12 protein-coding genes are annotated in these 12,909 nt (G+C 33.5%); 9 read left to right on the forward strand and 3 right to left on the reverse strand.

The genetic code is table 11. The features are described 5' to 3' along the window. The first annotated feature begins 294 nt into the window (after positions 1-294). The 3 genes from nagA to CAB05_RS12375 are packed head-to-tail and all read left to right on the forward strand — an operon-like array spanning position 295 to position 2,876. Entirely contained in the window at positions 295-1,428 is a 1,134-nt protein-coding gene (gene nagA, locus CAB05_RS12365; RefSeq protein WP_088000137.1) for an N-acetylglucosamine-6-phosphate deacetylase, read from the forward strand. After that, on the forward strand, positions 1,429-2,142 hold the full coding sequence (gene nagB, locus CAB05_RS12370; RefSeq protein ID WP_142283091.1) for a glucosamine-6-phosphate deaminase: 714 nt from the start codon (positions 1,429-1,431) through the stop codon (positions 2,140-2,142). Beyond that, positions 2,142-2,876 carry a GntR family transcriptional regulator gene (locus CAB05_RS12375; protein ID WP_158093257.1) on the forward strand — a complete coding sequence of 245 codons (735 nt, stop codon included), beginning with the start codon at positions 2,142-2,144 and terminating at the stop codon, positions 2,874-2,876. The genes nagB and CAB05_RS12375 overlap by 1 nt, the downstream gene beginning before the upstream one ends. Positions 2,877-2,914: 38 nt before the next feature. On the opposite strand, the gene CAB05_RS12380 is transcribed toward CAB05_RS12375, so the two are convergent. Then, entirely contained in the window at positions 2,915-3,697 is a 783-nt protein-coding gene (locus tag CAB05_RS12380) for an HAD family hydrolase (RefSeq protein ID WP_088000139.1), read from the reverse strand. A 187-nt stretch (positions 3,698-3,884) separates the two neighbouring features. Between CAB05_RS12380 and glcT the strand changes: the two genes are divergently transcribed. From glcT to ptsP, 4 genes are all read left to right on the forward strand, one after another. Next, positions 3,885-4,736 carry a glucose PTS transporter transcription antiterminator GlcT gene (gene glcT, locus CAB05_RS12385; protein WP_088000140.1) on the forward strand — a complete coding sequence of 284 codons (852 nt, stop codon included), beginning with the start codon at positions 3,885-3,887 and terminating at the stop codon, positions 4,734-4,736. Between the two features lie 224 nt (positions 4,737-4,960). Continuing rightward, positions 4,961-7,006, forward strand: a complete 2,046-nt coding sequence (ptsG, locus tag CAB05_RS12390; RefSeq protein WP_088000141.1) for a glucose-specific PTS transporter subunit IIBC — start codon at positions 4,961-4,963, stop codon at positions 7,004-7,006. A 133-nt stretch (positions 7,007-7,139) separates the two neighbouring features. Then, complete coding sequence (locus CAB05_RS12395) at positions 7,140-7,403, forward strand: phosphocarrier protein HPr (RefSeq protein WP_088000142.1); 264 nt, start codon at positions 7,140-7,142, stop codon at positions 7,401-7,403. Further along, the gene (ptsP, locus tag CAB05_RS12400; RefSeq protein ID WP_088000143.1) at positions 7,403-9,112 is read left to right on the forward strand and encodes a phosphoenolpyruvate--protein phosphotransferase; all 1,710 of its coding nucleotides are present in this window, start codon (positions 7,403-7,405) and stop codon (positions 9,110-9,112) included. The genes CAB05_RS12395 and ptsP overlap by 1 nt, the downstream gene beginning before the upstream one ends. Before the next feature lie 112 nt (positions 9,113-9,224). Here ptsP and CAB05_RS12405 read toward each other — a convergent pair whose 3' ends face one another. Further along, a complete protein-coding gene (locus CAB05_RS12405) occupies positions 9,225-9,839 on the reverse strand; it encodes a nitroreductase family protein (protein WP_088000144.1) in 615 nt (204 codons plus the stop codon). Positions 9,840-10,102: 263 nt separating this feature from the next. Here CAB05_RS12405 and CAB05_RS12410 point away from each other — a divergent pair, with 263 nt between their 5' ends. Beyond that, on the forward strand, positions 10,103-10,993 hold the full coding sequence (locus CAB05_RS12410; protein ID WP_088000145.1) for an NAD(P)-dependent oxidoreductase: 891 nt from the start codon (positions 10,103-10,105) through the stop codon (positions 10,991-10,993). Positions 10,994-11,016: 23 nt separating this feature from the next. Beyond that, positions 11,017-11,466, forward strand: coding sequence for an RDD family protein (locus CAB05_RS12415; RefSeq protein WP_088000146.1), 450 nt, complete (start codon positions 11,017-11,019; stop codon positions 11,464-11,466). A 272-nt stretch (positions 11,467-11,738) separates the two neighbouring features. On the opposite strand, the gene CAB05_RS12420 is transcribed toward CAB05_RS12415, so the two are convergent. Next, entirely contained in the window at positions 11,739-12,896 is a 1,158-nt protein-coding gene (locus CAB05_RS12420; protein WP_088000147.1) for an aminotransferase A, read from the reverse strand. Positions 12,897-12,909 lie beyond the last annotated feature (13 nt).

Below are 12,909 nucleotides of genomic sequence, written 5' to 3' on the forward strand. Positions count from 1 at the left end.
CCTCCTCGGCTGGCCTGCCTAGTCTCAACTATCCCGCATCTCATACAGGAGTCTCGCAGCTTTCGTTGTATGCAACTTTCATTTTAAAATAGTTCTATTAAAGATATACAAAATTCACAATATAATAAACTCGTTAGGTAGTATAGACAACTAGGTGTATATATCATAAAATAAAAAAGTAAGAAAGTAATCAATCAAACTATATCGAATCCGAATGTGATTTAGGAATAAGCAAACACTATTTTCTAAAACAAACGATGATGTAGATCCCTCGGGTAAGGAGGAGGAAATGATTTGAAGTCAATTATTAATGTGAAAATTTATACTGGAAAAGATGTAATTGAAAATGGATTTATTCGGTACGAGGAGAAAATAATTTGTATCGATCAAATGGAAAAATTCGTAGAGCAAGGTGAAGAAATAGTCGATGGAGCTGGAACAATCGTAATTCCAGGTATGATTGATATTCACATCCATGGTGCATATGATGTAGATGCTATGGATGCAAATCCTAGTTCAATCTTAAAGATGAGTAAAGAAATGATGAAAGAAGGAGTTACGACCTTTTTTCCAACAACGATGACTCAATCTCATTCAAATATCAAAAATGCTTTAAGTGCTTTAAAAGAGGCAAAAGAACTTGGTGGTCACTTTGAATATATACACTTAGAGGGACCTTTCGTAAATAAGAAAAGAGCAGGGGCTCAACCCCTTGAGTATATTGTAAATCCAGATGTGGATTTATTTAAAAAGTGGCAAGACGCTGCAGGTGGACTCATTAAATTAGTTACTTATGCACCTGAAGTGGAAGGAGCAAATGAGTTAGAACAAGAACTTCAAAAAACAGGTGTTATTGGTACAGTCGGACATTCTGATGCTATTGGGGCAGATTTTGAAGGTAGAAAAATTACTCATGCAACACATTTATACAACCAAATGAGACCAATGCATCACCGTGAAGTCGGTACAGTTGGTCATGTTTTACTTGATGATCAGGTTATGGTGGAAGTAATTCCAGATGGAATACATATTCATCCGGATATGGTTAAACTTGCTTACCGTCTAAAAGGTGCGAAAAAAATTAGTGTCATCACCGATGCGATGAGAGCAAAGGGTTTAGCTGATGGTGAATATGAATTAGGTGGTCAGCCGGTATTTGTAAAGGAAAAAAGTGCAAGATTAGCTGACGGTACATTAGCAGGCAGTATATTAAAAATGGATGATGCATTTAGAAATATAATGAAATTTACAGGCTGTACCCCTGAAGAAGCAGTTCTGATGACATCGGTTAATCAAGCCGAGGAATTTGGATTAGTCAACAAAGGCGCATTAGAGGTAGGAAAAGATGCAGATTTTGTTCAAATGACGACGAAATATTATGTAATTGATACAACAAGACTTGGTAAATCTATGGATGAGGTGAAGTAAATGAACATAATCGTAGTAAAAAATGCAGAAGAAATTGCGAAAGTTGCATATGAAAAAATAGTAAAAGCTTTTGAAGGTAAACAGGAATTTACATTAGGATTGGCAACTGGAGGATCACCTCTTGGGATTTATGACCTATTCCGTCAACACAAACCAAATGTTTCACACGTAATGACAGTAAACCTTGACGAGTATGTAGGATTAGCAGAAGATGATCAAACGAGCTACCACACATATATGGCTGAACAACTCTTTAATCATCTAAATTTTAAAGAGAACCATTTACCAGATGGAAATGCAAAAGACCTTGATGAGGCATGTAAAGAATATGAAGAGTTACTAAAAAAACATCCAGTTGACTTACAGTTATTAGGATTAGGTGAGAATGGACACATTGGTTTTAATGAACCAGGTACGCCATTTAATACGCCAACACATATCGTTGAACTGACAGAATCTACTCGAAATGCTAACAAAATTTATTTCGAAAATGAAGAAGATGTGCCTACACATGCTGTAACGATGGGAATAGGATCAATTCTTCGTGCAAAAGAAGTTATCTTAATTGCATCAGGTATAAAAAAGGCAGAGGCAGTAAAAGAGATGCTTCATGGAAAAGAAGATATTGGCTGTCCTGCAACTGCACTTCAAAAACATAGCAATGTAACAATTGTAGTTGATGAAGAAGCATACTCACTTTGCGAAAAAAAATGATGTTAGATAAAAATTCGCCACTACCGATTTACTTTCAGATACAAGAGTTTCTAAGAAATAAAATTAACTCAGGGGAATGGTTACCTGGTGAACGTATTCCTTCTGAGCAAGCATTAAGTGAGATGCTAAATGTTAGCAGGATGACGATTAGGCAGGCTTTAAATAATCTAGTTAAAGAATCATTAATCAGTCGAAAACGCGGAATTGGAACATTTGTATCTGTTAAGGATGGTATTGAGGTAGAGGAATCATTAAAGTTTTTAAAAAGCTTTTCAGAAGATATATCTTCAATTGGACTAACACCAACAAATCAATTATTAGGTTTTTCAACTATGGAAGCTGATGAGTATTTAGCTGAAGTTTTATCAATTGATATTGGTTCTGAAGTTTTTAAAATAGAGCGATGTCGCCTAGCAAATGATCAACCAATTGCGATTGAAACCACATATATACCAAAAAATTTAGTTAATAGAATTGATGAGCAGGTGCTTAATCATTCTTTATATGAATATTTTGAGGTTACACTTGGTTATTCAATTGAAAAAGCGACGAAATGGATTAAAGCTTCGTTAATGTCAGAAAGTGATGCGAGTGTTTTAGAAGTAGCAGAAGATTCGCCTGCATTAGAACTGCATCAAATTACGTATATCAATGGCGACATTCCATTAGAATATGTTAGTTGTATTTATCGTGCAGACCGCTATCGATTTACAATAGATATAGAGAGAACATAATAAAGGGTGCTTTTTAAAAGCACCCTTTTTCGTTATGTTTATTTTATTTGACTTGCTATTTTTACAGCTTCAGAAACTGAAGGAACAACATAAGCAGCGTGTTTTTTTACAGCGTCATCAGCATTTTCCATTGCAAAGCTATTAGGTGTTAATTCAAACATTGAAATATCATTATAAGAATCACCGATACAAGCAATTTCTTCTGGTTTAATGTCCAATTTATCAATTAAAATTTGAATTGCAGAACCCTTACTTACATTTGCAGGAACGATATCTAAACAATTTTTTGCTGAAATAAATGAAGTTATATATTCTGGAAGTTCTTTTTGTAGTTCAGCTTGTAATTCCAGTAGATCATCATCTTCACCAATTACTACATATTTTTTAGGCGTAATACTATTTCCTAATTCTTCTTTTAATGTTTTTAATTCAACTGCTTTCATGCTTGAATTTTTTTCAATTTCATGAACAAGATCCGTTTTTTCTTCGATGTAATATGTAGTGTTATCAGCAACATACGTTAAAAATTTATTCGAAGATATCATGTCATATATTTTACCGACAACTGTTGGATGGAATGTAGCATCTAACAATGCCTCACCATCGTTTGAATAAATATAAGTTCCATTCATACTAATTCTATGAAAATTCCCTTCTAATCTTTCCATAATCTCGACGATTTCATAATCTAACCGACCAGATGCAAAACAAAGAATTACACCTTGATTTACAAGTTCTTTTAATGCCTCAACATCGTGTTCAAAGAGTTTTCCGTGGTGGAACATTGTACCGTCTAAATCACTTACAAATAATTTAATCATTGTTTTTAAGCACCTACTTGTTATATTTTTTACTTTTATATTCTATCCTACTATATTAAAGATGCAAAACATTTGAATATTTTTTGTATAAAAATTATTCTTTTAACTCAATTTTTCTTTAAACTATTTTTCTAATATTGTGTTATGATAATAAAGCTAATTTTTAAAATGGGGGTGGTATAGAGAAATGTCGGAGTTCTATACGATTAAAAAAGTTTTAAATAATAACGTTCTTATTGCTAAAAATCCGGACCACCCAGAGGTTATCCTTTTAGGTAAAGGAATTGGATTTAATAAGGCAAAAGGCGATCAAATATTAGATGGTGTTGTTGAGAAAATGTTTGTCTTAAAAGATGAACAGAAACAAAAACAGTATAAATCGTTAATTGGCATAATGGATGAAAAATTGGCTGGTACATTACAACAAGCCATTTATATCATTGCAGAGAAGACAGGAAGTACGTTAAATGAGCAAATTCACATTGGATTAACAGACCATTTAATATATGCGATTAAAAGAATTCGTGAAGGCTATATTGTTGAAAATCCATTTCTACAAGAAACAAAAGCAATGTATCCTGAATATTTTAAAATTGCCGAAGAAGTAATTGAATTAATCAATAACGAAATAGATATCAATTTACCAATCGAAGAAGTTGGATTTGTTACACTGCATATTGTAAGTAACTTATCTAAAGAGATCGTATCGGATGTAAATAAGTTTTCTCAGATCATTAAAGAATTAGTTAAGTATATAGAAGAATATTTAAAAATTGAAATTGATCGAAATAGTATTCATTACTCTAGATTAGTCCGTCATTTGCGTTTTCTAATTGACCGTATATCACATGGACAATCTTCAGATGAGTCACCAGCACTCGCCATTATTCTCAAAAAGGAATATCCCGTTTGCTATGATTTAGCATGGAAAATACTAAAATCAATTGAAAGTTCTTTAAACCAGAAAGCTAGTGAAGCAGAAGTAATTTATTTAACAATACACTTAGAAAGACTCGTCCAAAGTAAAATAAAAAAATAAAATAGTACTTTTTGCTTGTATTTTATTAAAGACGTAGATATAATGAAAGCGAAATCATAACAAATAACTGAATAAAGTACACATAATACGTGTTACTGATTCGATCAGGCATGAGTAGAAAAAATGTGAATGAATTAATCCGGGTAGGGGAAACTATATCCAGATTATGTTTCAATCACTTTTCTATCTCATGCCTTTTTGTTTTGGATAAAAGGAGGATAACAATGTTTAAGAAAATCTTTGGCGTTTTACAAAAAGTTGGTAAAGCATTAATGTTACCAGTTGCAATTCTACCAGCTGCCGGATTATTACTTGCATTTGGTAATGCATTTCAAAATCCGCAAACATTAAAGTACTTACCATTTTTAGATGCATCATGGTTCCAATTAGTTGCAAGAGTTATGGAACAATCAGGTGACATTATTTTCGGAAATCTTTCGCTATTATTTGCAGTAGGGGTTGCTGTTGGACTTGCTGGTGGTGAAGGTGTAGCAGGTTTAGCTGCTATTGTTGGTTTCTTAATTATGAATAAAACAATGAGCGTTTTCAAAGACGTTGGACAATACATTGTTTTAGACAAAGCTTTAAATATTGCAAAATTTGATGATCCATCTTATGCATTTGTATTAGGTATTCCTACATTACAAACGGGTGTTTTCGGTGGTATTATTGTCGGTATTCTTGCTGCATGGGCATATAACAAATACTTTGAAATTGATTTGCCATCTTACTTAGGATTCTTTGCTGGAAAGCGATTTGTACCAATTGCTACTGCAGCATTTTCAGTTTTACTTGGTATTTTAATGTGTTTCATTTGGCCACCAATTCAACACGGTCTAAACACATTCTCACACAATATGATTGATGCGAACTTAACATTATCAGCATTCATTTTTGGTGTAATTGAACGTTCATTAATTCCATTTGGTTTACATCATATTTTCTATGCTCCATTCTGGTTCGAGTTTGGTTCATACACTGATAAAGCAGGTCTAGTTGTACACGGAGATCAAAAAATCTTCTTCGCTCAATTAAAAGACGGTGTAGATTTAACTGCTGGTACATTCATGGTAGGTAAATTCCCATTCATGATGTTTGGTTTACCAGCGGCAGCTTTAGCAATGTATCATGAAGCAAAACCAGAAAACAAAAAAATTGCTGGTGGTATTTTAGCATCAGCAGCATTAACATCATTCTTAACTGGTATTACAGAACCAATCGAATTCTCATTCTTATTCGTTGCACCAGTATTATTCGGTATTCATGCAATCTTTGCGGGTCTATCATTCATGATCATGCAAATCTTAAATGTTAAAATCGGTATGACTTTCTCAGGTGGATTAATTGATTACTTATTATTCGGTGTTCTACCTAATAGAACAGACTGGTGGTGGGTAATCATCGTTGGTTTAGTTTTAGCAGTTATTTACTACTTTGGTTTCCGTTTTGCAATCAGAAAATGGAATTTAAAAACGCCAGGTCGTGAAGATGCTATAACAGAAGAATCAACAAATGATACACCTGCAAATGAATTACCATATGAAATTTTACAAGCTTTAGGTGGAAAAGATAACATCTCTTCATTAGATGCATGTATTACTCGTTTACGTGTTCAAGTAAATGCAAAAGATGAAGTAAATAAAGATCGACTTAAAGCATTAGGTGCTGCAGGAGTACTTGAAGTTGGAAACAATATTCAAGCAATCTTTGGACCGAAATCAGATACGTTAAAAACACAAATTAAAGATATTATGACAGGAAAAAGACCTGTAGTATCAAAAGAAGAAAATAAAGTAGTAACAAATAATCCATCAACTGATGAAGAAATTATTAATCCAATTGAAGGAGAAATCATTCCAATAACAGAAGTACCAGATCAGGTATTTTCTGGAAAAATGATGGGTGATGGTTTTGCAATTATTCCTTCAGAAGGTACTGTTGTTTCTCCTGTAGATGGTGAAATTGTAAATGTATTCCCAACTAAACATGCGATCGGTATTCTTTCAAAAGGTGGAAAAGAAATCTTAATTCACATTGGTATCGATACAGTTAAATTAAATGGTGAAGGCTTCGAAGTGCTTGTTGCACAAGGGGATAAAGTTACAAAAGGTCAACAATTAGTAAAAGTTGATTTACACTTTATTCGTGAGAATGCACCATCAACGATCACTCCTGTTGTATTTACGAATTTATCTGAAGGACAAGAAGTTGTCATTGAAAAATCAGGTAAGCAAGGTAAAGGTGAAGTTGGGATCATCAAAATTAAGTAAAATTATCGAAAAATGTTAACAAATTGAAAGGGGTTGTATAGTTGACACTATGCACCCCTTTTAATAAAATATTCTTAGTAGGCCAAATGTCTATACCAAAAATGTAAAATGTATCACAAAGGAGATAAATATAATGGAAAAAACGTTTAAAGTAACAGCAGATTCAGGAATTCATGCACGTCCAGCTACATTATTAGTAAATGTTGCAGGTAAATTTAACTCAGATATCAATCTTGAGTACAATGGCAAAACAGTTAATTTAAAGTCAATCATGGGTGTAATGTCTTTAGGAATTCAACAAGGTACTGAAATCAAAATTACTGCAAACGGTGACGACGCTGATCAAGCTTTAGCTGCAATCGAAGAAACAATGAAAAAAGAAGGCCTAGGCGAGTAATGTCTTTACATATTAATGGAATCGCAGCTTCAAGTGGTATTGCGATTGCTAAAGCATTTCGCTTAGAAAATCCTGAATTAAATATCACGAAGAAGCAAATTTCAGATGTTGATGCTGAAATTTCTCGTCTTGATAATGCAATTCAAATTTCTAATACCGAATTAGAGAAAATTCGTGATCATGCGAATGCTGAACTTGGTGAAGATAAAGCGGCAATTTTTTCTGCTCACATCCTTGTATTAAATGACCCAGAACTTGTTAACCCAGTAAAAGACAAAATTAAGTCTGAAAATGTTAATGCAGAATATGCAATGAATGAAGTAGCTTCTATGTTTGTTCAAATGTTTGAAAGCATGGACAATGAATATATGAAGGAACGCGCAGCTGATATTCGTGACGTAACGAAACGTGTAATGGCACATATTCTTGGCGTTACAATTTCGAATCCTGCGAATATTACTGATGAAGTCATTATTATCGCTGAAGATTTAACACCATCTGATACAGCACAATTAAACCGCAAATACGCTTTAGGTTTTACAACTGATATCGGTGGACGTACTTCGCATTCTGCAATTATGGCTCGTTCACTTGAAATACCTGCTGTTGTAGGTACGAAGGAAGTAACAAGCAAAATTGAAAATGGTGTAATGGTAATCGTTGACGGTTTAGACGGTCAAGTGATCGTTGACCCTTCTGAAGAAGAACTTGCTGAATATAAAGCGAAAAAAGAGAAATTCGAACTTCAAAAGCAAGAATGGGCTAAATTGAAAAACGAACCAACAGTTACAAAAGATGGACATCATGTAGAACTAGTTGCTAATATTGGTACACCAAACGATGTTGAAGGTGTAATCAATAACGGTGGTGAAGGTGTAGGTTTATATCGTACCGAGTTCCTTTATATGGGACGAGACAATTTCCCGACCGAAGAAGAACAGTTCGAATCGTATAAAACAGTTCTTGAAAGTATGGGTGAGAAACCGGTAGTTGTTCGTACATTAGATATCGGTGGAGATAAGGAATTATCTTACTTACACTTACCAAAAGAAATGAATCCATTCCTTGGATATCGTGCTATTCGTTTATGCTTAGATCAAAAAGAGATTTTCCGTACACAATTACGTGCATTATTACGTGCAAGTATTTATGGAAACTTAAAAATCATGTTCCCAATGATCGCAACTCTTGATGAGTTTAGAGCAGCAAAAGCTGTTTTAATAGAAGAAAAAGAAAAGCTTGTCGCTGAAAATGTAAAAGTTTCTGAGACAATTGAGATTGGTATGATGGTAGAAATTCCTGCATCTGCTGTATTAGCTGATGTATTTGCTAAAGAAGTAGACTTCTTTAGTATTGGAACAAACGATTTAATCCAATACACAATGGCAGCAGACCGTATGAACGAACAAGTTTCGTACTTATATCAACCATATAATCCATCTATTTTAAGATTAGTTAAAATGGTAATTGATGCTGCTAACAAAGAAGGAAAATGGGCAGGAATGTGTGGAGAGATGGCAGGAGACGCTCTTGCAATTCCATTATTAGTTGGACTTGGCTTGCATGAATTCTCTATGAGTGCAACTTCAATTCTTCCAGCTCGTAGCCAAATGGCAAAATTATCAAAAGCTGACATGGAGAAATTAGCTGAAAAAGCATTATCAATGTCAACTGCAGAAGAAGTTGTCAAATTAGTAAATGAAATTTAATTAAAAAACAACAGGGAAGCCTGTTGTTTTTTGTTTGCATGTTTTAGATAATTTGCTGATTTTCTAATAATCAAAAAGGACTCTGTTTGAACAGAAGCCTTTCATTATTAAATTAAATCCAAATTGACATTTCTTCTGCTGAGAATCGAGACGTTGGATGACCAGCTACTTTTTCTTTACCGATTGCGATTAACATTGTTGGGATATAACGAGTATCAGTTAGGAAAGCTTTTTTAAATGCATTCTCGTCAAAGCCGCCGATTGCGCATGTATTCCAACCCTTTGCAGTAGCAGCAAGAATTAATTGCATACCTGCTAATGATGAGTTAAGAATGCCTTGTTCACGATTACGTTGCTCTGTAGAGTATGCGCCTATAACGTTTGCTTTTAACTTATCTTTCGCTTCCTGTGACATATATCCTGCTTTAACAGCTGGATCAAAAACTGGATCAACATTTTTTGCTGATTCTGTATCTGCTAATACTGCAATGACACATGACGCATCTTTAATTTGATTTTGATGGTATGCAACAGGTAGTAATTTACCTTGCGCTTCTTCTCCGTGGAATACAACGAATTTCCAATGTTGTAAATTCCAAGCAGATGGTGCTTTCATTCCAGCATTTAGTAGCTCTGTTATTTCACTCTTGCTAATTTCTGTAGTTCCATCGAATGCACGAGTAGAATTACGTTTTTGAATCATATCAAAGAATTGCTCATTTTTCATGTAAGGTTTCCTCCAAAATTTATTATGTATGTTGTATCAAAATGTACTTTATTTAATATAGAGACTTACAATATTAGAGTCAACAAATACGCTCTGAATTACTCTAGAAATTGTATTTGATGCCTAAACAGTTTTATTTTTTAATGTAAAGTTTAACATTAAATGGTTTTGTAAAATGATGACAACTTTAAAATGTTTCAGCTTTTGTATTCACTAAATTTATGTTAGTTTTATGAAAGGAATAGAAAAAGGAGAGATATGAAATGAAACTAAATGATCTTCATATAGGCTTTATTGGAATTGGTGTAATGGGGAAAAGTATGGCAAAACATTTAATCAATGCTGGAGCTACTTTACATATTTATAATCGAACAAAAGAAAAGGCAATGGAATTAATAGAATTAGGTGCAAAGTGGTACGAAACGCCTAAAGAATTAGCTCCTAACTGTGATGTTATTTGTACGATGGTCGGGTACCCTGCAGATTTGGAAGAAGTTGTTTTTGGAGAAAATGGTTTTATTCAATCAGCGAAGCCAGGAACGACGTTAATCGACTTTACAACTTCAACACCTACATTAGCTAAAAAGATTGAAGAAGAAGCAATTACAAGAGGAATGAAGTCATTGGATGCTCCAGTATCTGGTGGGGATTTAGGAGCAAGAGAAGCAAAATTAGCGATCATGGTTGGTGGTGAAAAAGCAACCTTTGATGAAATGATTCACATTTTTAATGTACTTGGACAAAATATTGTATATCAAGGTAAGTCTGGAAGCGGACAGCATGTTAAGATGTGTAATCAAATCGCGATTGCTTCAGGTATGCTCGGAGTATGTGAAGCACTAGCCTATTCAAAAGCTGCTGGGTTAGATGGAGAAAAAGTATTAAGTAGTATTTCTACAGGTGCAGCAGGAAGCTGGTCTTTAAGTAATTTAGCTCCACGCGTATTAAAAGGAGATTTTGAACCAGGCTTTTATATTAAACATTTTATAAAAGATATGGGGATCGCAATTGATGAAGCAGAAAAAATGAAATTGAATCTTCCAGGACTTTTACTTGCTAAAAGTTGCTATGAAGAACTTTCTAAAAAAGGGCTTGATGAAAAAGGAACTCAGGCATTGTATATGCTATACGACCCATCACATCACGTTCAATAATTTTTACGAATTGAGGTTTACAAGTGAAGAATTTTCAACTGGCAAAGTTTTATCAAAGATTAAGTGCGTTTATTTTAGATACATTTATAGTCTCTATCTTATATGGAATCATTATCGCATTAATTACAATGAAACCGGCCAATATTTTAAATAGATTTAACGCTACTTCAGGAAATTCAACAATTGATATTTTCATTATTATGATGTTGATGATCGTATTGTTAGTGATCATTCCAAAGTTTAATAAAGGAATGACATTCGGACAAAGATTCTTGGGTATAAAAATGATAAAAGATAATTATGAAGAAACAAATATTGGGATATTTTTACTTCGTTTCATTTTTATCTTTGCGTTCTCAGTGGCATTTTTAGGGATACCATTACTTGTAAATGTGTATTTAATGTTATTTAGAAGAGACCATAAAACCATCCAAGACTTGTTATTCAAAACTAGTGTCATTCAAACTAAATAAAGAGTACCAAAATATAACTAAATTAAGAAAAAAGAGGAACAAATCGTATATGATTTGTTCCTCTTTTTTTGCTTTTTTATAAATGTGGTTGTATTAAAAAGATCTCATAGGATCCTCATTTTAACACAAAAGATTGTAACGGAAAGTGAGCATTCTGAAGTGGAAATCAACGCGTACTATTATTTTATAAATGTATAGAGAAAAGGGGCTTTCTTAGTTAAATTGACTTATGAGAGCCCCTAATCAAACTATATTGATATTTTAGTGAAACACTATCTTAAAGTAGTTATAAATGCCTCTAAACGATCACATGCTAGTTTTAATTGTTCCATTGAATATGCATATGACAAGCGAATAAAAGAATCACCATATTCAGAGAATGCTTCCCCAGGAATGACAGCTAAATTTTGCTGTTCTACTAGTTTTAGTGCAAATTCCATGGAAGGAATATTAAATTCCTTAATTGATGGAAATAAATAAAATGCACCGCCAGGCTTAATACAAGGTAAACCCATTTGTTGTAATCGATCTAACATATAATCTCTTCTATTTTGATATTCCTTTGCCATTTCAATAGGGGAATCAATACACTCGGTTAATGCACTAATTGCTGCAAATTGAGAGATTGATGTAGCGCATGATACATTATATTGATGAACCTTTAATATTTCTTGTGCTAAATAAGAAGGTGCGAATAAGAATCCAATTCTCCAACCGGTCATAGAGTGAGATTTACTCAATCCATTTATAACGATAGTTTTATCTCGCATTCCAGGAAAACTAGCAATTGATTGATGAACTGAATCAAATGTCAGCTCACTATAAATTTCATCAGATAGAATGAAAATTTCTTTTTTAGAAAGATAGGATGCTAAATTTTCAAGTTCTTCCTTTGTTAACGTTACACCTGTTGGGTTATTTGGGTAAGGTAAAACGATACATCTAGTATTTTTATTAATATATTGTTCTAAAAGTTCGGGTGTAATTTTAAACCCATGATCTGAAGTGTCAACAAATACTGGTTTTGCGCCACAAGTCGTAATAATTGGTGCATAACCAGGGTAGATTGGAGCTGGTAAAATAACTTCACAGCCCTCGGTTAAGATCGTACGAATTGCAACATCAAGAGCTTGACTTGCCCCAACAGTTACGATTACTTCGCTGGATGAATCGTATGTTAGCCCATATTTTTGCTTAACATAATTTGAAGCTGCATCTCTAAGTACAGGTAAACCAGCGTTAGGTGTATAAACTGTTTGATTAGACGAAATGGCTTCAATTGCTGCTTGTTTGATTGGCTCAGGTGTTTGAAAATCTGGTTGACCTAATGTTAATGCAATGACATTTTCATATTTTTCAATTTGTTGGGCAAATTTTCTAATACCAGAGATTTGTATTTGCTGTACATTATCGTTAATAAAACTTTTCATATTAAATCCCTCT

The organism is Gottfriedia solisilvae (assembly GCF_002128405.1).
In the GTDB taxonomy this organism is placed as follows: Bacteria; Bacillota; Bacilli; order Bacillales; family Bacillaceae_G; genus Gottfriedia; species Gottfriedia solisilvae.